Origin of the sequence: Oceanobacillus aidingensis, from assembly GCF_042654105.1 — a bacterium.
In the GTDB taxonomy this organism is placed as follows: domain Bacteria; phylum Bacillota; class Bacilli; order Bacillales; family Amphibacillaceae; genus Oceanobacillus; species Oceanobacillus oncorhynchi.
Map to the genome: position 1 here is coordinate 191,533 of NZ_JBHSFT010000007.1, position 21,381 is coordinate 212,913.

Annotated in this window: 24 protein-coding genes and 1 pseudogene; 17 read left to right on the forward strand and 8 right to left on the reverse strand. The window is 38.5% G+C overall.

The genetic code is table 11. The annotated features are described in order from the left end of the window. The first annotated feature begins 328 nt into the window (after positions 1-328). The 4 genes from ACFO3P_RS05270 (at position 329) to ACFO3P_RS05285 (ending at position 5,303) form a co-directional block, all read left to right on the forward strand. Complete coding sequence (locus tag ACFO3P_RS05270; RefSeq protein WP_042529341.1) at positions 329-2,134, forward strand: cation:proton antiporter; 1,806 nt, start codon at positions 329-331, stop codon at positions 2,132-2,134. A 397-nt stretch (positions 2,135-2,531) separates the two neighbouring features. Then, on the forward strand, positions 2,532-2,861 hold the full coding sequence (locus ACFO3P_RS05275; protein ID WP_042529344.1) for a DUF3870 domain-containing protein: 330 nt from the start codon (positions 2,532-2,534) through the stop codon (positions 2,859-2,861). A gap of 179 nt (positions 2,862-3,040) precedes the next feature. After that, on the forward strand, positions 3,041-4,198 hold the full coding sequence (locus ACFO3P_RS05280) for a DUF819 family protein (protein WP_379542216.1): 1,158 nt from the start codon (positions 3,041-3,043) through the stop codon (positions 4,196-4,198). 43 nt (positions 4,199-4,241) lie between these two features. After that, positions 4,242-5,303 (forward strand): dipeptide epimerase, encoded by a 1,062-nt coding sequence (locus ACFO3P_RS05285; protein ID WP_042529348.1) that lies wholly within the window; start codon positions 4,242-4,244, stop codon positions 5,301-5,303. A 135-nt stretch (positions 5,304-5,438) separates the two neighbouring features. Here ACFO3P_RS05285 and ACFO3P_RS05290 read toward each other — a convergent pair whose 3' ends face one another. Then, on the reverse strand, positions 5,439-5,624 hold the full coding sequence (locus ACFO3P_RS05290; RefSeq protein WP_042529350.1) for an SE1832 family protein: 186 nt from the start codon (positions 5,622-5,624) through the stop codon (positions 5,439-5,441). 11 nt (positions 5,625-5,635) lie between these two features. Continuing rightward, entirely contained in the window at positions 5,636-6,730 is a 1,095-nt protein-coding gene (locus ACFO3P_RS05295; RefSeq protein WP_193064731.1) for an AI-2E family transporter, read from the reverse strand. A 402-nt stretch (positions 6,731-7,132) separates the two neighbouring features. Between ACFO3P_RS05295 and ACFO3P_RS05300 the strand changes: the two genes are divergently transcribed. From ACFO3P_RS05300 to ACFO3P_RS05310, 3 genes are all read left to right on the forward strand, one after another. After that, positions 7,133-7,954: a TerC family protein gene (locus tag ACFO3P_RS05300; protein ID WP_042529354.1), complete on the forward strand. Its 822-nt coding sequence runs from the start codon at positions 7,133-7,135 to the stop codon at positions 7,952-7,954. 152 nt (positions 7,955-8,106) lie between these two features. Next, the gene (locus tag ACFO3P_RS05305) at positions 8,107-8,556 is read left to right on the forward strand and encodes an OsmC family protein (protein ID WP_332094102.1); all 450 of its coding nucleotides are present in this window, start codon (positions 8,107-8,109) and stop codon (positions 8,554-8,556) included. A gap of 245 nt (positions 8,557-8,801) precedes the next feature. Further along, positions 8,802-9,812: an acyltransferase family protein gene (locus ACFO3P_RS05310; RefSeq protein ID WP_042529357.1), complete on the forward strand. Its 1,011-nt coding sequence runs from the start codon at positions 8,802-8,804 to the stop codon at positions 9,810-9,812. 59 nt (positions 9,813-9,871) lie between these two features. Here the strand turns inward: ACFO3P_RS05310 and ACFO3P_RS05315 are convergent, their stop codons facing one another. After that, positions 9,872-11,215: a YjiH family protein gene (locus ACFO3P_RS05315; protein ID WP_332094103.1), complete on the reverse strand. Its 1,344-nt coding sequence runs from the start codon at positions 11,213-11,215 to the stop codon at positions 9,872-9,874. A 337-nt stretch (positions 11,216-11,552) separates the two neighbouring features. On the opposite strand from ACFO3P_RS05315, the gene ACFO3P_RS05320 reads away from it, so the two are divergent. The 6 genes from ACFO3P_RS05320 (at position 11,553) to ACFO3P_RS05345 (ending at position 14,242) form a co-directional block, all read left to right on the forward strand. After that, positions 11,553-11,888, forward strand: coding sequence for a phasin family protein (locus tag ACFO3P_RS05320; RefSeq protein ID WP_193064738.1), 336 nt, complete (start codon positions 11,553-11,555; stop codon positions 11,886-11,888). A gap of 82 nt (positions 11,889-11,970) precedes the next feature. Continuing rightward, positions 11,971-12,306, forward strand: coding sequence for a CHY zinc finger protein (locus tag ACFO3P_RS05325; protein ID WP_042529363.1), 336 nt, complete (start codon positions 11,971-11,973; stop codon positions 12,304-12,306). A 113-nt stretch (positions 12,307-12,419) separates the two neighbouring features. Then, positions 12,420-13,013 (forward strand): lysophospholipid acyltransferase family protein, encoded by a 594-nt coding sequence (locus ACFO3P_RS05330; RefSeq protein ID WP_193064726.1) that lies wholly within the window; start codon positions 12,420-12,422, stop codon positions 13,011-13,013. Positions 13,014-13,242: 229 nt separating this feature from the next. Continuing rightward, positions 13,243-13,398: a hypothetical protein gene (locus tag ACFO3P_RS05335; RefSeq protein WP_175296994.1), complete on the forward strand. Its 156-nt coding sequence runs from the start codon at positions 13,243-13,245 to the stop codon at positions 13,396-13,398. Between the two features lie 104 nt (positions 13,399-13,502). Continuing rightward, a complete protein-coding gene (locus tag ACFO3P_RS05340; protein WP_379542218.1) occupies positions 13,503-13,820 on the forward strand; it encodes a YwdI family protein in 318 nt (105 codons plus the stop codon). Positions 13,821-13,870: 50 nt separating this feature from the next. Next, positions 13,871-14,242 (forward strand): DUF423 domain-containing protein, encoded by a 372-nt coding sequence (locus ACFO3P_RS05345; protein WP_339180464.1) that lies wholly within the window; start codon positions 13,871-13,873, stop codon positions 14,240-14,242. A gap of 45 nt (positions 14,243-14,287) precedes the next feature. On the opposite strand, the gene ACFO3P_RS05350 is transcribed toward ACFO3P_RS05345, so the two are convergent. The 4 genes and pseudogenes from ACFO3P_RS05350 to hemQ all read right to left on the reverse strand — a co-directional run bounded on the left by ACFO3P_RS05350 (position 14,288) and on the right by hemQ (position 16,435). Next, positions 14,288-14,539, reverse strand: coding sequence for a hypothetical protein (locus ACFO3P_RS05350; protein ID WP_379542219.1), 252 nt, complete (start codon positions 14,537-14,539; stop codon positions 14,288-14,290). A 90-nt stretch (positions 14,540-14,629) separates the two neighbouring features. Further along, entirely contained in the window at positions 14,630-15,070 is a 441-nt protein-coding gene (gerQ, locus tag ACFO3P_RS05355) for a spore coat protein GerQ (RefSeq protein ID WP_379542220.1), read from the reverse strand. Positions 15,071-15,133: 63 nt separating this feature from the next. Next, positions 15,134-15,557 (reverse strand): annotated as a pseudogene (locus tag ACFO3P_RS05360) (cell wall hydrolase). A 128-nt stretch (positions 15,558-15,685) separates the two neighbouring features. After that, complete coding sequence (gene hemQ / locus ACFO3P_RS05365; RefSeq protein ID WP_379542221.1) at positions 15,686-16,435, reverse strand: hydrogen peroxide-dependent heme synthase; 750 nt, start codon at positions 16,433-16,435, stop codon at positions 15,686-15,688. 387 nt (positions 16,436-16,822) lie between these two features. Between hemQ and pta the strand changes: the two genes are divergently transcribed. After that, on the forward strand, positions 16,823-17,797 hold the full coding sequence (gene pta, locus ACFO3P_RS05370; RefSeq protein WP_042529377.1) for a phosphate acetyltransferase: 975 nt from the start codon (positions 16,823-16,825) through the stop codon (positions 17,795-17,797). A 116-nt stretch (positions 17,798-17,913) separates the two neighbouring features. On the opposite strand, the gene ACFO3P_RS05375 is transcribed toward pta, so the two are convergent. After that, positions 17,914-18,753 carry a lipoate--protein ligase family protein gene (locus tag ACFO3P_RS05375; protein ID WP_256705235.1) on the reverse strand — a complete coding sequence of 280 codons (840 nt, stop codon included), beginning with the start codon at positions 18,751-18,753 and terminating at the stop codon, positions 17,914-17,916. 167 nt (positions 18,754-18,920) lie between these two features. Between ACFO3P_RS05375 and ACFO3P_RS05380 the strand changes: the two genes are divergently transcribed. The 3 genes from ACFO3P_RS05380 to ACFO3P_RS05390 all read left to right on the forward strand — a co-directional run bounded on the left by ACFO3P_RS05380 (position 18,921) and on the right by ACFO3P_RS05390 (position 21,309). Continuing rightward, positions 18,921-20,222, forward strand: coding sequence for an HD domain-containing protein (locus ACFO3P_RS05380; protein ID WP_042529381.1), 1,302 nt, complete (start codon positions 18,921-18,923; stop codon positions 20,220-20,222). 6 nt (positions 20,223-20,228) lie between these two features. Next, a complete protein-coding gene (locus tag ACFO3P_RS05385; protein ID WP_042529382.1) occupies positions 20,229-20,735 on the forward strand; it encodes a YwgA family protein in 507 nt (168 codons plus the stop codon). A 64-nt stretch (positions 20,736-20,799) separates the two neighbouring features. Further along, on the forward strand, positions 20,800-21,309 hold the full coding sequence (locus ACFO3P_RS05390) for a YwhD family protein (RefSeq protein ID WP_256705234.1): 510 nt from the start codon (positions 20,800-20,802) through the stop codon (positions 21,307-21,309). Positions 21,310-21,381: the final 72 nt, after the last annotated feature.

Sequence of the window (21,381 nt, forward strand, 5' to 3'; positions counted from 1 at the left end):
ACTCGGTCTATTAAAACCGTTGCTACGATTACTCGCCCCATTAAAACCGCTGTAGCATGAATTGCTGATATAGGAAAGAATAGCTTGAGTTTATTATTTCGAGTTTGTATATGTTAGATAATTACATCATTATTCTACTTTCTATCCTAGAACGTTTTAGCCCGAAAGTAAAGTAAGGAAAAAGGGCAAATAACAGCTGGAAATGCTGTCAAAAAGCAAATATGACGTAAGGAAATGTTAATTTTTCGATGGACAACTTCATATGAATTTACATTTCCCTGTTTCATCTTTAAAATATGCTATATCTTTTTGAAAAGGAGGAGGATATATGGTACCTTCTTTGCTGTTTGAATTAATGTTGATTGGCTTATTAGGTGTCGCTTCCCAATGGGTCGCATGGCGCTTTCGTATGCCAGCTATCGTTGTGATGGCTGCTACAGGACTAATCATTGGCCCTGTTTTCGGATTAATTAACCCAGAACAGGATTTTGGGGACTTGTACAGTCCGCTTATCTCTGTTGCTGTAGCAATTATATTATTTGAAGGAAGCTTAAATTTAAGCTTTAAAGAATTACGCGGAATTGGAAAACCAATCTTCCGGATATCTACGGTAGGAGCATTTATTGCCTGGATTTTAGGGTCGCTGACCGCTCATTATATTGCCGGATTATCCTGGGCAGTTGCCTTTGTGATTGGCGGTTTGTTTGTTGTGACTGGTCCGACCGTTATTATGCCTCTTTTACGTCAGGCGAAGCTGAAAGCACGTCCGGCGAAGGTTTTAAAGTGGGAAGGGATTATTGTTGATCCAATTGGAGCGTTGCTTGCGGTTTTTGCTTTTGAAATTATTACGTTTATCACCGCATCTAATCCCGAAGCTAGTCAGATTTTATTATTCTTCGCAGGCTCTCTATTTGCCGTTTTCTTAGGCTGGATATTAGGACGCGGACTTGGCTGGATGTTCGAAATGGGGCATGTGCCTGAATTCCTAAAATCTCCGACAGTTGTCGTTGTTGTCTTATTCTGTTTTACCATTGCGGATGTCATTATGCATGAGACGGGACTTTTATCTGTCACTGCGATGGGAATTACCTTGGCAAATATGGGGATTCGCTCTGTATCGGATATGCGCCATTTCAAAGAAAATATTTCGGTACTGCTGATTTCAACCATTTTTATTATGCTGACAGCCTCGCTGGATGTGGCAACGATTATGCAAATTTTTAACCCTCATATTATTGGCTACGTATTATTGATGATGTTTGCTGTCCGTCCCTTATCTATTTTCTTGTCAACTATTGGAACTGGGCTTAGCCTTAATGAAAAAGTGCTGATTGGCTGGATTGCACCGCGGGGAATTGTTGCACTAACGGTTTCTGGTTATTTTGCCGGGGTGTTAACAGAAGCAGGCTATGAGGATGCATCTATTCTGACGGCATTAACCTTTGCGCTGGTTATCTTTACGGTTATTGCGCATGGATTTTCTATCGGCTGGCTTTCTAAAAAGCTGAATCTGTCGAATAAAGGGAATCCGGGAGCGCTTATTGTCGGAAGCAATCCATTTACGATTCAATTGGCTAAATCATTAAAAGAAGCAAATTATCCGTCTATCATTGTAGATTCTTCGTGGGAAAATCTTTCTCTGGCAAGAAAAGAAGGCCTGCAATTTTATCATGGGAGCATGTTGTCCGAGCAGACAGAGCATCATCTCGATACGATTCCATACGAGTATTTATTAACACTGACGCATGATAAATCGTATAACTCGCTCCTCTGTACAACGTTTCTTCCGGAATATGGAAGAACTAATGTGTTTAAAGTGAGTCCGTACACAACATTCAAGGATAATGGATACTCAACTGGTATGGTTTCACAGGTTGGCGGCCGTATTTTATTTGATAAAAAATTCTCTTTGGAGGATCTAATCGATAAAGCGGAAAATGGGTTTACTGTGCGGCAGACAACACTCACTGATAAATTCACATTTGAACACTACAAACAGGCAAAAGATCCGGAGACGGTATATTTATTCTTAATCAAACCATCCGGACAGCTGAAGTTTTTCTCTGAGGAAATGCGTACTGTACCCGCATCAGGAGATAAGATTGTCAGTTTGACCAAAGGAAAAGTAAAATAAATTTTAAAGAAAACCAAGCTAAAAAAGCGCATGGTCGCCTTGGCAGTTATGCTTATACTTTATTGCTTAAATTTTTATACTCTCGTAAAGTGCAAAAAAGATATAAGATATTATAATTTCTTTATAAGTAAAAAGCTGCCTTTCTGATAGAGCAGTCAGAAAGGCAGCTTTTGCTTAAAATATATTACTTGTTCTCCACGTAAATAACTATAACTAATTAAAACAAAGAAATAATAGTCAAATATTTAAAATGCAGATATTATAAAAAGTAGTTGACCTGTAATTTTAAAAATATTATAATAACAAAATAAGAAAGCGCCTGCATGATATGAGTAACTACGATTACCCTTCGTGGATCCCTTATATTACCTGCATTGTATTAAAGGAGACTTATCTGTTGTATCATTCAAATACAGTCTATATTATCGGCGATGCCAAAGCTTCACAGAATAATCCAATTACAAAAAAGTATAGTCAATTTTTTGTAGCGCTAGTGGTAGACTTTCAAACAGATGAAATTGTGGATTGCGAATGTTCGTCTACCATTCAATTAACGAATCATTTCGTTAAATCTCTGTTTATTGGTGAGGCAATGGGCAACTCTTTAATAGAAGAGTCCATTCGCAAAAGGTATCACGGTTCATCACAAAAAGCCCTGCTCGTAGCCTATCGAGATGCTGAATATAAATATACTCAAGTAAAAGCTGCTTTAACTAAAGAAACCTAGTTGAAATCCAGTCTAACTAAAATTTTATTTTAGTTAGACTGGATTTTTTTTCGCTAAATATGGATGATTCAATAGATTGGTATTTGTGAGGATGGAAATTTTGAAGAAAGGGGCTATATAGAAAACATTAGGGGATTAGAATCATAAAAAAATCTTAAATGAAAGTGAGGAGGAATAATATGATTACGGATGGATTTATTTATATTGCCGTCTTAGTAGCTCTAGCCGCTTTGATGTTAGGGATAGAAAGTAAATTTAGCTCAAATCGATTTTTTAAATTTATACCAGGTATTGTTTTGATTTATATTGGTGCAGCTTTGTTACAGACTATTGGTTTATTTGATAATGAGGCTACAGAATCATCTTATGTAGCAGTGAAAGATGCTTTACTACCCGCTATGTTAATGTTGATGTTATTAAAATGCGATATTCGAAGCATCATTAAATTAGGCCCTCGTATGTTAGGTGGTTATTTTGTTGCAGTAATAAGTATAATTATTGGCTTTACGGTTGTTTATCTTATATTTAATCAATTATATGCTGCCGATACTTGGCGCGCTTTTGGGGCCTTGGCAGGTAGCTGGACTGGCGGCAGTGCAAATATGGTTGCTTTACAAGATATTTTACAAGTTCCGGAAAATATCTTTGGATACATTTTAATGATGGATACAATTAATTATGCTGTTTGGGTGATGTTTATGTTTTGGCTGGTCCCATTTGCTGGTGCATTTAATCGGTGGACCAAAGCAGATATAACGATGATTGACAATGAATATGAAACAAATGAGGCATCATCAGATAATCAGGGGATTGAATTTAAACATATTATTTACTTGCTGGGGATCGGTCTGTTTGTTTCAGCATTAGCAACACTAGCCGGAGATAACTTACCTGAACTCGGCGATGTATTTAGTGCTACAACATGGACTATTTTAATCGCTTCTGTTGTTGGACTGGTACTTGGTCAAACTCGTTTATCTAAAATTCCAGGTGCTTTAGATGTTTCGAATGTCATGCTGTATATCATTATAGCTTTAATTGCTTCCCATTCAGATTTCTCACAAATTGCTCAAGCACCTATTTATATTATTTCTGGTTTCTTAATTATGCTTGTTCATTTAATTATTATGCTCCTGCTAGGTAAATTATTTAAGTTAGATTTGTTTACATTAGGAATAGCTAGTTTAGCTAATATTGGAGGTATGGCGTCGGCACCGATGCTTGCAGCAGCATATAGTAAGACTCTGATTCCTGTGGGGGTCATCATGGCATTGATAGGTTCGTTTTTAGGCACCTATTTTGGAATGCTTGTTGGGAAAATCCTTGAAATGCTTTAAAGAATGATAGGATACGAAATTGACACTAAAAGGAGAATATAAATTGTTTATTGAAGATATAAGAACTTCTCGCAGGAAAATACCGCTGCATACACCATTTAAGACAGCGCTGAGAACTGCAACATATATAGAGAGTATTACTGTGACTATTTATTTAGAAAATGGATTAGCTGGAAGAGGAGAAGCTGCTCCTACGTGGGTAATCACTGGAGATTCATCAGAAAGTATTCAAGCAGCATTAGAAGGACCAATTAAACAGGCGATTCTGCAGCAGGATATACGACATTTTCAATCGTTACTGGTTGCTATTCAAAATAGTTGTATTGGAAATACAAGTGCTAAAGCAGCTGCTGATATTGCTTTACATGATGTATACAGCAGATGGATGGGGGTCCCGCTTTATCAATTATTAGGAGATTATCAATCACTTAAGACATCTATGACAATAGGCGTGGATGACCCAAAAAAAATGGCGAAAGATGCCGACAAGTGGGTGGAAAAAGGCTATACAAGTTTGAAAATTAAAGTTGGTGCAAAACCAGAGCTTGATATGGATAGAATCCTGGCTATTAGAGAAGTCATTCCTTCTGAAATATTGCTTAGATTAGATGCAAATCAAGGATGGACACCTAAACAAGCAGTACAGTTAATTCAAGAAATGGAGCGTATAAATGCTGGAATTGAATTTATCGAGCAGCCTGTAAAAGCAAATGATTTGGAAGGTCTTAAATTTGTTACAGATAATGTGAAAACACCTATAATGGCGGATGAAAGTATATTCTCTCCACAAGATGCTTTTAAGATTATTCAAGGGCATTACGCAGATTTAATTAATATAAAATTAATGAAATCTGGCGGTATCTATAACGCATTAATCATTGCTGATCTTGCAATGGTCAATCAGGTTCCATGTATGATTGGCAGTATGATGGAATCAAGCTATTCTGTCGGAGCAGCAGCTCATTTTGCAGCCGCCCATCCAAATGTTATATATTATGATTTAGATGCTCCATTATGGTTAACAGAAAAGCCTGAGGTGATTGAATATCAGGGAGAGAAGGTTTCCCTATCAACAGGTGAGGGGATTTCTGGTGTAGATAAGTAGAACGAGAAGAGGCGATAAGAAGTCCCGGCTGTCATAAAATTTCATTTTAGGATTTTTTTCTTGAAAGCGTTGTGAATTGTAAAAAGAAATAACAAAAAAGCTAAAAGAAAACTTTTTAGCTTTTTTGTTATTCTATCAGTTATTATACTGTTCCAATTCTTTTCTTACCTCAGCAATCTCTCCTTCTAAACGGACCAGTTGTTCTTCGGCAGAGGAGACACGTCCTTTGACGAACTCTAACTTGTCTAAATCTCCTTGGATACGGATGTAATCAGACTTTAATTCATCGAGCTTTTGTTGCAGTTCTGCTTTTGTTGTCAAGAAAACCCCTCCTAAATCAATGCATCGTCTTTATTTTTTCTGGAGTCCACAAAGGTTTGGTAAAAGTGGATTACAATTGTCCGGATTATTGCATACACAGGGATAGCGAATAAAATTCCTAAAAATCCGGCAATACTTCCTGCCGCGAGGATAACTGTGATAACAGTCAGCGGGTGCAGATTAAGCGCCTGCCCCATCACATTAGGAGAAATAAATACACTTTCCAGCTGCTGTGCAACAAACATAATAATAGCTATCCATATGATATTCATTGGATCCTGGAACCCTGCAACCAGGATAGCTGGAACAACAGCAATATAAGGTCCCAAAAATGGGATGACATTCATCATCATACCGAATAGAGCAAGTACGACGGCATACTCTAAACCGATAATCAAGTAACCTATTAACAAGAGGATACCTACTGCAAAACTTACTAATAACTGTCCTTGGATAAACGAGGACAATACATTATCGATTTTACTTAATAGTCCATGTAAGTTTTCTGCTTTTTTCTTGCTGAAAAATTGCAGAATAAAAGGTACAAGCTTCTCTCCATCCTTCAACATGAAGAAAAGGAAGAATGGAACCAGAATTATGCCGGCAATGATACTTACCAATTGACCAATGAAGCTTCCTAAAAAGCCAAAGACATTATTCAATACACTTTCAATGTGTCCGGGAATATCATTGGCAAAATTATTGATGGCATCGATTACCTGGTCAGGAACTAAAGCAATATTTTCCTGCCAATACCCAATCCAGCTCTCGACCGTACTAACCATTCCAGGAATACTGTCCATTAAATTTTCAAACTGATCACGGGCGATCGGCCAGATAAATACAATGAATAGCGTAACGACCCCGATGATAACCAGGAATACGATAATAATAGATAAAATCCGCGGGACTTTATATCTTACCAGCAGATTCATCAATGGCCGGGTTAAGTAATAAAGAATACCTGCACCGATAATCGGAAGAGCTACAGCACCGACTAATTGCAGAACAGGTGTAAAGATAAAATGCGTTATAGAGATGAGAAAAATTAATGTAAACAAACAAATAAAAAAGATAAAAAATTGAAACCAGCGTTTCTGTGTCATTGAATCACACTACTTTCTTTCCAAGTTATGCTATATATTATTTTACATTAACCGAATTCAGAAAGCTATAAACATCTGCGGTCGATTTAAATATAAAGTTACTGTAAAAGATATTGACAAAGAGCATGAAAAAGGTTTTAATAAAGTATACTTAATAAATGGCTGGCAAAGGACAGGAAGGAAACATTTTTGCTGTCTGGGAACGTCATATTAAAAAAGCTTAGTAAACATTTATTTCCTAAAGGGGAGTAGCTGTACACGTAAAGTCGTCATTACGAGATAACCGTCTCCGGCTTTATGTGGCAACCAGAAAAGTTGTTAGCGAGACCTTTACCGATTGCAGGTAAAGGTCTATTTTTATGGCCTTTTCTGCAAAACACATGTAGAAGAGGAGAATACATCATGGGAACTGAACTATTGCTGGAGTATTTATGGGTCTTGCTTGTATTAGTTGCATTAGAAGGCTTATTAGCTGCTGATAATGCGCTTGTACTGGCCATCATGGTAAGACACCTTCCTGAAAAACAAAGGAAGAGAGCATTATTTTATGGATTAGCCGGGGCATTTGTAATGCGTTTTGCGTCTTTATTTGTTATCTCATTCCTGGTCGATTTCTGGATTGTACAAGCGTTAGGCGCTGCCTATCTTTTATTTATATCAGGAAAGAATTTATATGACAGGTTTAAGAAGAAGGAGCCGGAGACTTCCGATGCATCGGCACAAAATGGTAAAAAGGCTGGTGCGGCAGGAAATCAGGAGCCTGAACAAGCATCTAAAAAAGAATTTTGGATGACTGTGGTGAAGGTGGAGTTTGCAGATTTAGCATTTGCTGTTGATTCCATTTTAGCAGCTGTTGCCTTAGCGGTAGCATTGCCTCCAACAGATTTCGGCCATGTTGGAAGCTTGGATACCGGTCAATTTGCTGTTGTATTTGCCGGCGGTATGATTGGCTTGATTATTATGCGATTCGCTGCCAATATTTTTGTAGGTCTCTTGCATAAACGGCCAACATTGGAAATCGCCGCATTTCTGATTGTGGGCTGGGTAGGAGTGAAACTGGCTGTTATTGTATTAGCCAATCCGGATTTAGCTGTGATTCCAGAGCACTTCCCGCACTCTACATTATGGAAAGCTTCCTTCTATATTATTCTTGTAGGAATTGCGTTAATCGGCTGGTTTGCATCTAGTCCGAAATTAAAAAGAAATAAAGAACAGTCCAGATAAATGAGATAATCCCGTACTATGAGGGAAAGTCGTGCTGCCCTGCAATAGGAACAGCACGACTTTTTTAATCAGCAGATTTTAAAATTCTATTTTTTGTAAAAAATCTTCCCGTGCGTCATAATTGAAAGAAAAGAAAAAAAGGAGTGATCCGGATGACATTGCATCACTTTCATCTAGAAGGGAAATGGCAAGGCGGTCGTAACAGCGAAGGGTATATCAACGCCGGGAATTTACAAACGAAAATCTCCATCCCGCCAGAAATGGATGGGCCCGGTATTGGTACCAATCCAGATGAAATGCTGCTTGGAGCGGCTGCGACATGCTATATTATTTCATTGGCAGCCATGCTGGAACGTGCAGAAGTTCCTGTTAATACCATGAGCATAACCTCTGAGGGGATGGTAGACGTAACAAATGGCATTTTCACTTACGAAAAAATCATCCACCGTCCCCATGTTACCTTAAAAAAAGAGGCGGCAGAGCAGCAGATACGCTTAACTAATAAACTCATTGAAAAAGCAGAAGAATCATGCATGATTTCAAGAGCAATAAAAGGAAACGTTCAATTAGGACTGGAACCAACCGTTCAGATAGAAAAGTAAGAATGTATCAAGGTCATATGAAACAAGGAGAGCTTCAGCTCAAATTGTTATCATATGACTTTTTACTGGGAAATGAAATAAAAGCCCGACTCCGTAAAGTTTTGTTTCATGTTACATTTTTTCGAGACACTAACAAATAGATTACAAAACGATAAAAATTCCCTTTTTGGGGAGATTTTTTAAATAAAAGCGAGTAAAGTAGAATATACAACTTTAAAATGGTGTACGAAATAGAGGGATGGTCTATGGAACGAAATGCATTTTTTGATAATGCGAAAGTGTTTTTGATTTTTCTCGTTGTTTTTGGTCATATGATTCAACCTTTTATCAGCGATTCACAATCGACAGAAGCAATTTATATATGGATATATACCTTCCATATGCCGGCGTTCATTTTATTAGCCGGTTTCTTTGCAAAAGGCTCAGGAAATAAGAAATATATATGGAATTTAACGAAAAAGTTAATTGTTCCATATTTTATCTTTCAAACATTATATACGATTTATTATTTCTTTATAGGAAAAGCAGATTGGCAGACTGGAGTTTTCTATCCGCAATGGTCATTGTGGTTCTTATTCAGCTTATTCAGCTGGCATATTCTGCTTGTGTTATTTAAAAAGATACCTGCTGGGTGGAGTATTACTTTATCCATATTGATAGGTATCGTTGTCGGCTATTTTGGAGAAATTGGGCATTCGTTCAGCTTATCCAGAACATTTGTGTTTTTTCCATTCTTCTTGATTGGTTACTGGTTAACCGTCGATCAAATGATGCTGGTGAAGCATCGCAAAGTGAAGATCGCTTCAATTGCTGTGATGGCAAGTATGTTCGTATTAATTTATGTATTCCCGGTTATCGATACCGGATGGCTGCTTGCTTCAAAATCATACAGTAATTTAGGTGTGGAGAGTTTCGGCGGCTTCGTGCGGTTATTTGTTTATGCCATTGCAGCAGTGATGACAATCAGTATATTAGCCTGGATTCCTAAAAGAAACCTGGGCTGGGTAACAGTCCTTGGAACAAGAACATTATATGTTTACTTATTGCATGGTTTTATCGTTCAGTTCCTGCGAGAATTTGATTTATTATCTGTTCATCATTGGTTTGATGTCGTCGGAATCGCCGGCTTGTCAGCGCTGATTGTCATTTCGCTGTCCAGCAAGCCTATTTTGACCATCTCCCAGCCGCTGATTGAAGGTCGCTTAGCCAAGGTTAAATCATTATTTAACCACCGGCACAAAGGAACATCTTCTTAAAAAAATGTAAAATAAAAAATGCGGAGTTCCCGGAAAGGGCTCCGCATTTTTTATTGATTTTAAAATAACAGATGCGCAATAAGGGTGATAATTGGCAGTGTAATCACGGTACGCATTAAAAAGATAATAGCTAAGTGACGGAAGGATACTGGAATTTTAGTACCTAGAATCAGTCCGCCGACTTCAGACATGAAAATAAGCTGTGTTACAGATAAGGCAGCAATAATAAATCGTGTTATTTCTGCCTCTACGCCAGTAATTAAAATGGCTGGCAGAAACATATCTGCAAAACCGATCAGAATGGTTTCAGATGCTTCCTGGGCAAATGGAATCTGCATCAGTTCTAAAATAGGAACGAATGGCATTCCGAGCCACTGGAATAACGGTGTATATTCTGCAATAATCACTGCCAACGTTCCGAACGCCATCACAACAGGTGTGACAGCAAACCACATATCAAAAATATTTTTTCCGCCGTCTATAAAAAAGGTACGGAAGCTCGTTTCTTTCTCTGCACGTTTGACGGCATTTTTGAATCCGTGAGTAAATACATTATCCGATGCAGGGATTTTTTCATCGTCTGTTCTTTCCTTACCGCTGATATAGGTATTTGGCATTTTAGAGAGCGGCGGAATGCGCGGCATAATGAAAGCTGCAGCTCCTCCTGCAATCAGGATAGTCAGGTAAAAAGGCAAAAACATATGTGCTAAACGAACTTCTTGTAAAATAACTAAAGTGAACGTAATGGATACAACCGAAAACGTTGTACTGATAATAGCTGCTTCCCGCTTTGTATAATAACCTTCCTCATACTGTTTATTTGTCAGCAGTACCCCGATTGTCGCATCTCCGACCCAGGAAGCTAAACTGTCGACAGAAGCTCTGCCCGGGAGACGGAATAAAGGCCGCATGATATTTCTCATGATACCTCCGAAAAACTCCAGCAATCCAAAATTCGTCAGGAAAGGTAAAAAGAGACCGGCGAATAAAAAGGTAACAAACAGGGTGTGCAGCAGGCTGTCCAGCAACATGCCGCCTGTATCTTCGCTGTAAACAAACTCCGGACCAATTTGAAAGTAAACCATAATTGCAAAAACGGCTGCCAACAGACGTGTAATTGTCCAGAACCATGTGGTATAAAATAATTGATGCAGGAAAGGAGATTTGCTGAAAGTTGATTCACCGGCTAGTTTAGCAAAGGCAGTGAATCCAGCAGTGATGATAATAACGATCATCATAATAAGAGACAGATTGCTTTCAAGTATATCCTGCAGTGTACCGGCTAAAAAGGCAATAGGTATGGTAAACCCTTCCTCTGTCGGTAATGGATATAAAAATAGGAATAAACCTAATAAAGATGGAATAATGAATTTAATAATCTGACTAAAGGAATAGGACTTCATTTATTTTCCTCCTAAATAATATAGAAACTAAAAATTGTAACTGTATGATTATACAATCAAACGTAATTTTATTCAATAGGGCATAGCTAGATAATGATTAAATATAGTAAATAAAGGGAATATAAAAGTATATTAGGGAAATTTGGCGCCAAAATCGTTTACGTGACAGCAAAATGTTTTATATAATAGGTAGTAAGAAAGTTTATTTTATTATATGTACCCAAATAATGTATAGAACATTCCTGTTTCACGTATTGTAAGGATGGCAGGCTGAAAAAGCAAGCTTCATCCAGTTTTAAGGAATCATCATAACAGCATACAATAGGAGGTATAAATGATGAGTGATTATTTACGTAAAGGATTTTTACTGGGGCTGGGTGCTGCAGTAAGCGGGAAAGAGAAATTTGAACAAAAAGTGAAAGAATTAGTAGAAAAGAATGAATTGACACAAGAGCAGGCAAGAACTGTTTTAGATAACTTTATGGAAAAAGGCAGCACTAAAAAAGACGAGTGGGACGAAAAAAGCAGAGAGAAAAAGAAAGAATTAGCTAGAGAATCTGGACTGGCAACGACAGATGATATCGATGAGCTGCGCGCCAGGATTATTGTACTTGAAGATAAGCTGGGCGTTTCCCTGGCAGAAGAAGCTGACACAGAAGAAGATCAGAACTAATGTTTAAAAGCAGGACGCTTTCGATAGAATGAGGGTGTGCTGCTTTTTTACTGGATAATTGCTGACGCGGGGAGGGAATAACATGCCGACAGTTCACGGACCAGTGATTGATAATCAGACAAGATGCAGGCATTATCATACGCAAAAAGATATTATTGCCATCAACTTTAAATGCTGCCAGAAATATTATCCATGCTTTCAGTGTCACGCAGAATGTGAAAATCATAAAGCAGCTGTATGGGGGAAAGATGAATTCGATACGCCGGCGGTTTTGTGCGGTGTTTGTAAAACAGAACATACGATTAAACAGTATTTAAATACGGACAAGTGCCTCCGTTGTGAATCTGCCTTTAATGAAGGCTGCCAACATCATTATCATTTATACTTTGATTATACAGCGGATTGTAAAAGACAATAGCCTATCCGTCGTTGACATCATTTAATTATCATAAACATCTTGTAATTTTACGCTATTTCTAATAGTATCTTATATAAGCACCAGGTACTAAATTTGAAAAAAGGAAGAGACGCATGTATTATTTTGCTGCATATCTATTAAAAGTTATATTAAGTTTATTTGGACGTGTAAAGGTATTTCAAAAAGAAAAACTCCCGCAATCAGACGGGTATATTATCGCATGTACCCATACAGGCTGGGTCGATATTTTGTGGTTAGGAGTCAGTCTATTGCCGACGAAAGTCCACTATATGGCGAAGAAGGAATTATTTCAATCCGGCCCTCTAAGATGGCTGATGAAAAAATTAAATGCATTTCCTGTAGACCGGGATAACCCAGGACCCAGCACGATTAAAGTGCCTCGCAAGCTTTTAAAAGAAGGAAAAGTCATCGGTATTTTCCCCAGCGGCACAAGAACAACGAATCAGGTTCCATTAAAAAGAGGGGCTGTCACCATTGCTGCATACAGTAAGGCGCCGATTGTTCCTGCAGCTTACACAGGTCCAAATAATTTTAAAGAGCTGTTTAAGTTTAAAAAGCCGAAAATTATCTTTGGTGATCCGATTTATTTGCCTGAGGATGTACCTCGTAAAGAGGCGATGGACCAGATGATGGAAATAATGAATGAAAAGTTATACGCTTTGCAATCCACAATAGAGGATAAATAAAACAATAAATAGCTTGATATAAAGGAAGAAATTTCTTCTGACATATTCAATGTAATTAAAGGAGATAATATGTCAGGAGAATCTTTTTCTTGTTAAAATTTGCTGTAATAAGCAGATAAAGCGTTTTCTTTAGAATGAAAACTTGAAAAATTCTCCTATTGAAGATAAAAATAGACAATGCTATAATATTTCTATATTTGACTGCGCAGTATAGGGGGAGTTTTCAAGAATGAAAAACTTTTTTCATCTATATCATCAAACTTCAACACAGCTAGGAAGAGAATTAGAAGAATCTGAGGTTATATTTTTGAAATGGATGTATGAACGCTATACCGTGGAGGAAATATCGGGAAGAAAGCTGAACGTAAATCGTATATTACGTTAAAGAGCAGAGAGACGGCTATCGTCTGAAGCTCTTTTTTTATGTTTTCAGGTTTAAAGGATTTCTGTGCTATAATTCGTAATGAATGCAGAAAAAGGAGGGGTTGTATGGCTGTAAGCAATGAAATAATAATCAATAAAATGATTCATGAGCTGGAAGAAGCCAAAAGAAAAGCCCATCAGGAAAATCAAGTAAAAAAACATATGGAAAATATCCACCTGTTAAGTGAACTGTTTCTTTCAGGGAGCTCTGATTCCAGTGTTGCCAGTCAGAAGCAAGTAAATATAGAAGATACAGAGGAGCAAATTTCGGAAGCAGAGATGAGGGCAATGCTCGGCAAGCAGCCTGCGGACAAAGGGGCTGTACCGGAAAAGAATAAGCTGATAGAAGAAGATGCCAATGGAGATTCTATATTTGATTTTTAGGTTATGGAAAATGTATTTTATATAATATGTCATGATTAGGAGATGAAAAGATGAAGTTATTTTTAATCATTGGAGCTATCCTTGGATTTCTGGCAGTCGCTTTTGGGGCGTTCGGTGCACACGGCCTGGAAGGAAGGCTGTCCGAAAGAGCCTTAACAAATTGGGGCAAAGCGGTAGATTATCAAATGTTCCACACCGTAGCCATTGTTGCAGTTGCGCTTCTTTTAGGAAAATTTGAAGGAAGCAGTCTCTTTGCATCCAGCGGCTGGCTGTTCTTAGCAGGTATTATTTTATTTTCAGGAAGTTTATATATCTATGCTTTAACCGGCGTCAAAGCGCTTGCGATGATTACACCAATTGGAGGATTGGCCTTTTTGGCAGGCTGGGTTCTTTTGGGGATAGGCGCGATGAAATTAGTATGAAAAAATGCGTTTTAGCCTTTGATTTTTAAGGTTAAAACGTTTTTTTTATATATAAAAGAAAAGAGAAGTAAGAAATAAAAACAATAAAACAGCCCGGATAACCTGTTTCATGGCATCGGAAGCTCTGTGTGTATACAGCAAAATGAAAACATTACTGAGCATGCTGAATACAAAAAGATAACAAGCAAGGAATAAAAAGAACATCCATCCTGTTATCCAGGCAAAAATCCCGGCAAACAGGCCGCCAATTATTGCAAGCATTTCCATGCGTATAAATTTTTCCAGAGGGTGTCTCATTTTAATCTCCTCGCAATAAACACATTTTAAGGTAAATAAAGCGTAGACGTCATGAATGTCTACGCTTTATTTACTGCTTCAAATACTTTATCATCTGGGGTTGTAGTTGGATAATTGATTCTGATTGCCGTCATATGGATAATCATAATTAATTTCTTCATCAAATAATACATAATCTAAATACACCATTAATAATAAAAAGCGTCGTTCGGAGTCTTCTTCGCGGATCAAAATATGATCCCGTCCAGCTGCCTCAACGTAGCCTCGAAATGGTGTCTGCTGCTGACCCTCAAATGTCAGATAAAAGGTGCCTATCTTACCAATGTTTAATCGTAAAATATTCTCAATAAAGGATTGCTGCATAGGTAACTGACCATTCCCATTCCCATTTCCATTTGTTGGTTGTGGAAATTGTCTATATGAATAAGCAGGATAAAAGTTCCCAGTCGCTTGGGGATAATAATAGTATGGATTAGGATAGAAAGCCTGATTATTATTCATTGGCTGATTTGGATTCATTTGACCACTCATGAATTCACTCTCCTTTTTAGTAAAAAACGCTGCTATACATGCAAAAACTTATTTATATTTTTTCTAACGATATACAGCAGGACATTCACTTGCATCTGGTGCTAAAAGCAATGTGATTTGAATCTTCCGGTATTCCATTGGTCAACCACTGATCAGGGCACGGACCTTCAGGCATAAAGAACCAAAGCGAATTGGAAGCAGGATGCTGCATCTCGCCTTGAAGAGCTCTTCTTGCAAGACGTTTTTCCGATTCTCTTGCCCGCTGATAAAAATATCCTTTCTGCGTTGCTTCAAATCCTCCAGGACTCTGAAAAAGCCTATTCGATATGGTACGGATATCCGTGAAATCTAAACAATCCGCAAGAACACGGTTAACCCCTGTATTACCTACCATCAACATGCCAAGGTCGCCATCTCCCTCTGCCTCAGCACGCATTAATCGGGCAAGTAAATCAACATCTGCTTCATTATGAGCAATAATAGCCATAGACCGACCTCATTTCTTGAAAATCTTCGGTGCAAGCTCATTAATGATATGTATGTAGGCGAGTGTATTTTCATGATTATTTTTTCACGAAAAAAAGAGGCCGTTTCAGCCTCTTTTAATAAATAGGATTATAATGCAAGATAATCAGCAAGCTCATCTGGTGCTAAGTAATTACCCATGATGAAATCGCCAAACTCTGCATATTTTGTGGTTACTTCATCAAAACGCATTTCATAAACGATTTTCTTAAACTGCAGCGGGTCATGAGCAAATAATGTTACGCCCCACTCCCATTCATCCAGTCCAATCGAGCCAGTGATGATTTCTTTTACTTTACCGGCATATTTACGTCCGGTCATGCCATGCTCATAAAGTAGTTTGGTACGTTCTTCTTTCTCAATAGCAAACCAGTTTGCTTCCGGTTCGCGGCGTCTTGCCATTGGATAGAAGCAAGCATGCTCCCATTTCGGCATAATCGGTCTTAAGCGCTCTTTAACATATGGAGAAAGCTCGCGATCCTCACCGGCTTTCATTGGATCGTGCATTGTCATTTCAATAATGGATACATAAGAATAAGCAGGGATTAAGAAGTCACCTAATACCGATTTATTGATAGCTCTTTTGATTTCTTCCAGCTCGTCCATTGTTTCACGTAAGAAAATAAACATCAGATCTGCTTTATTTCCGACAACTTTGAATATACTATGACTGCCTTCTTTATTTTCTTCTACGGTTTCCCATTGTTTGATAAGTTCTTCAAACTCTTGTATCGCTTTATTTCTTTCGTCTTCAGAAATGGATTTCCAAGATGTCCAATCAAATTGACGAGTATCATGTAATGCGGACCAGCCATCTACAGTTACTACTGCTTCTGCCATCGTTCATACACTCCTTCACATAAATTAAATACTGAATCACTATTAACTATAGCATAACCAGAGGGTGGGAATCATATAAAAAAAGGCACAAAATCATGATATTTTACGTATTGTCAAGGGTTTGTCAAAATTGGAAAGAAGTGCAAGACCAGTTTTTGAACATACTTGGATGAAGAGGATGGATGAAAAATGGGAGAAGTTCTTCCTCCTGTGAAAGGAAAACAGATGTAATCCTTTACATTGATTTTTCGGGGTTCAAGGCTTTATTTGTGCCGATAAATGGTATATCATTAAAGAGAATTTGAAGGTAAAAAACGAATTGTTTTTTCCAAACAAAAAGTCCGTAACTATCATTTTAATATGTTAATTATTATAGGAGGTTTCATCATGGGTTTATTTGAACAATTAACAGAGAAAGTAAAGGGAAACGGCAAACGTATCGTATTTCCAGAAGGGTTAGACGAACGTGTCTTAACAGCAGCAGGACGTCTGGCGGAAGATGCTGTGCTGACACCTGTTGTTATTGGCAATAAAGAAGAAGTAGAAAAGAAAGCAGCAGATCTTGGTGTACAAGCATCTGGACTAGAAATAATTGACCCGGCAAGCTATGAAGGCTTCGGGGAAATGGTTGACGCTTTTGTAGAAAGAAGAAAAGGAAAAGCAACCGAAGAAGATGCAAAGAAAATTCTTTTAGATGAAAACTATTTTGGTACGATGCTCATCTATTTAAATAAAGCAGATGGTCTGGTAAGCGGTGCTGCCCACTCTACAGCAGATACCGTACGCCCGGCATTACAAATTATTAAAACAAAAGAAGGCGTGCAGAAAACTTCCGGTGTATTCATTATGGTAAGAGATGAAGAAAAATATGTATTTGCTGATTGCGCGATTAATATTGCTCCAGACAGCAATGATCTAGCAGAGATTGCTGTAGAAAGTGCGAAAACAGGAGCGCTATTCGATGTGGATCCGCGTGTTGCTATGCTCAGCTTCTCAACTGCCGGTTCTGCAAAATCGCCAGAAACAGAAAAGGTTACCGACGCTTTAACGATTGCAAAGGAAAAAGACCCTTCTCTTGTAATCGATGGAGAATTCCAATTTGATGCTGCTTTTGTTCCAAGTGTTGCAGAGAAAAAAGCACCGAATTCTGTTATCAAAGGGGATGCTAATGTATTTGTATTTCCAAGCCTGGAAGCAGGAAACATTGGTTACAAAATCGCACAGCGCTTAGGCGGATTTGAAGCAGTAGGTCCAATCCTGCAAGGGCTGAACAAACCCGTGAATGACCTGTCCAGAGGCTGCAGTTCAGAAGATGTGTACAACCTGGCACTTATTACAGCAGCTCAAGCAGCAGCTGAATAATCAATCCATAAAAACAGCCTGACCGGAATAGTTGGTCAGGCTGTTTTTGTATGCATTTTGAACATGTGCTTATCATGTAGAAACGTCTGTAAAACTTTTACGGAAGGAAACTTCGTTCAAATATTTTCATTCCGTTTTATCATTTGCTGGTACCTTTTATCAAAATTTTTCTGCTCTGTATCCTGCATCGGCATGGTAATGATTTCTTCTGTCAGCCCATTTAATGTATCCATTACACGCTGTTTCACTTCTTCGACTGTTAAAGGAATTCCCAGTAAATCAGAAAGGGAAGCCATCACATCAGGGGTCACCTCTGGATAAGTAAAGGTAGTCTCTTCATTTTGTTTGGCAATATGATAAAATTCCCGAATTAAGGAAGCGCGTGCCTTACTGTTTCCTTCGATATCTAGATAAATTTGTACGGAGATTCCTTTTTTGACCCGGCGCTGAGAAATACCAGCGAATTTTTTTCCGTTAATACTTAAATCATAATCACCGGGACAATAGGAGCCGACAATTTCATAGGCTTCCATAGCATCGGTTAGATCTGCAAACATGGCCTGGACAAACTGAACCATCGCCTCATAACAATCGTAAATGGATAAGTCATTTGCGCCGGGGATAATCAGGGAAATATTAAGCACGCCTTCATCCAGAGCAACCGCAAGGCCCCCTGAATTGCGGACAATCCCTTGATAATTTTTTTCTTCTAGAAATGCCATCCCCGCATCAATATGAGGCAGGCGAGAATCCGGGATACCTAAAACAATGGTATCTGGATGCACCCATAAACGGATAACAGGAGGAGAAGCTGCTTCACTGACGGAAATAGCCAGAGCATCATCCATAGCAAAGGAGGCGAGGGCTGTATTCGGTTTGCCCGCCACCATTGTTGCTGTGGAATGGTCTATATAACGAAATGTTTTATGTCGAATAATTTCTTTCCAATTTTTCATCGTGTTCATCCTAAACCTTTCATCAACTGTTTAACTATATTATAATATATTCAAAGCATATATGGAAAAGAAGTATAAGAGGCTTCTTTAAATATACAGAGATAAACGGAAACTTAACTGGATAACTATACGAAAATTTTTAGGAAACTGCGGATGGAGATAATGATATGGCATATAAAGATGAACAATTAATAGAAGAAAAGGTATTCAAAGATCCGGTCCATCGGTATATTCATGTCCGTGATCGGGTTATTTGGGATTTGATCGCTACACCGGAATTTCAGAGGCTCCGCCGGATAAAGCAGCTGGGAACGACGAATCTGACCTTCCATGGTGCAGAGCACAGCCGTTTTAATCATTCGCTGGGCGTCTATGAAATAGTCAGAAGGATTACCACCAATTTTGCAGACCGGGAAAGATGGGACAGAGAGCAGCGGCTGCTGTGTCTTTGTGCTGCGTTACTGCATGATTTGGGGCATGGGCCATTCTCGCATTCGTTTGAGAAAGTGTTTAAGCTGGATCATGAGCAGTTTACACAACAGATTATCTTAGGGAGCACGAAGGTCAATGAAATCCTGAAAAAAGTATCAGCTGATTTTCCTGTGAAGGTAGCAGATGTGATTGCCAAGACATATTCAGATAAGCTTGTTGTCAGCCTGATATCGAGTCAAATCGATGCGGATCGAATGGATTACCTGCAGCGCGATGCGTATTTTACCGGGGTAAGCTACGGCCATTTTGACATGGAGCGTATTTTGCGCGTCATGCGGCCGATGGATGATCAAGTTGTGATTAAATCAACGGGGATGCATGCGGTCGAGGATTATATCATGAGCCGGTATCAAATGTACTGGCAGGTTTATTTTCATCCGGTTACGCGGAGTGCAGAGGTTATCCTGTCAAAAATTTTTCAGCGGGCAAAGGTGCTTTACGAGGACGAATCGTATCAATTTCAGCTGGAGCCGACACACTTTATTTCCTTTTTTGAAGAAAAAGTGCAGCTGTCGGATTATTTAAAGCTGGATGATATGATTGTATATTATTATTTTCAGCAATGGCAGGAAGAAAAGGATGCTATATTGGCTGATTTAAGCTACCGGTTTATCAACCGTCACTTATTCAAATATGTGGAATACAACCCGGACCCGCAAATCAATGCAGGGATGGAGCTGTATCAGCTGTTTAAAAAGGCAGGGATTGATCCAGACTATTATTTAGTAGTGGATTCATCGTCCGATTTGCCGTATGATTTTTACCGGCCGGGAGAAGAGGAAGAACGTCTGCCAATCCATCTGTTAATGCCTGATGGCGGTTTAAAGGAGCTGTCCCGGCATTCCGATATTGTTGAAGCAATCTCTGGTAAGAAAAGGACGGACCATAAGCTGTACTTTCCTAAGGACAGCATACAGCGAATAGAAGATACGGATTTGAAGAAACGAATTTTAGATATATTGTACGGGAAGGAATGACCATTTGTGTTAGACAACCATGCGAAACTGCTCTATTTTTTCTCTGAAGCCAGGCAAGTGACAGGAAGAAAGAAATTACAGAAAATGATTTATATCTTACAGCAAAGCCGGGTTCCCTTTGAAGAAAAATATCAATTTCATTTCTACGGACCCTATTCAGAAGAATTAACGTTGCGTGTCGAGGAACTTTGCAATTTACATTTTTTAAAGGAAGAAAAAGAAGAAAAAAGCAATTATCATCAATATCACTATTCCATCACGGAAGATGGGGAAACTTTCTTAAAGCAATTTGAAGTGAACATGCCGGATATCAAGAATCAAATTAACCTTTTACAGGAGTGCAGCGCCCGCTTTTTAGAGCTGGTCTCGACGATGTTATATTTTTCTTATTTGTCAAAGGAAGAAATAATTGATAAAGTGCACACCGTAAAGTCGAAGCTGAAATACACAGATGAGGAGATGACAGAAGCATTCCGATTTATGGACGAGCTGCGGAATAAGTCTTCTCACTAAAAAACCTTTTTAGAACATGGTAGAATGAGACAAAGGTCAGAATGAATGTCAGGAGGGGAATACAATGACGGAAGAAAATAAAAAGAAGAATACATTTACGATTATAAAAGATGATTCAACGGACGGGCACGGCGGTTATGGAGCAGGAACAGTCAGTCTGGAAAATATGTCATCGATTATCGTCGATCCGAATGAAAATAAGGCATATGTGGATATGGATGCGATGCATGCAAGAAGTTCCGTAGAGCGCCGTGTGAAATGGATAAGAGATCGGGAAGAAGTGCAAGGCGGAAAGCTGTATTGGATTGTCTGGGTAACGGTGGAAAAAGGAGAAAATGGGCCTTACTACGCTGGTGTTGCCGGCAGTGAGATCCGCGTGAACCGGGAAATCAAACGTGCGTATAAATCCATGGCAGAGCATGTGAAGCATATGGAGAAATCCTTAAAGGGCAAAATTATTGTAGAGCACATGGATGATCATTCTAAAAAATTACTGGGCGACTTCTTAAAAGAATTCAAACCAGAAATGTGGGAAAACTCTACTGCAGAGCTGAAAGAGCAATTAGATATTTAAACCAGAACAATGACAAAATTGTGAATGAATTATGAACATATTTAGAAATTCTTGTACTTTTCTCAAATCCTT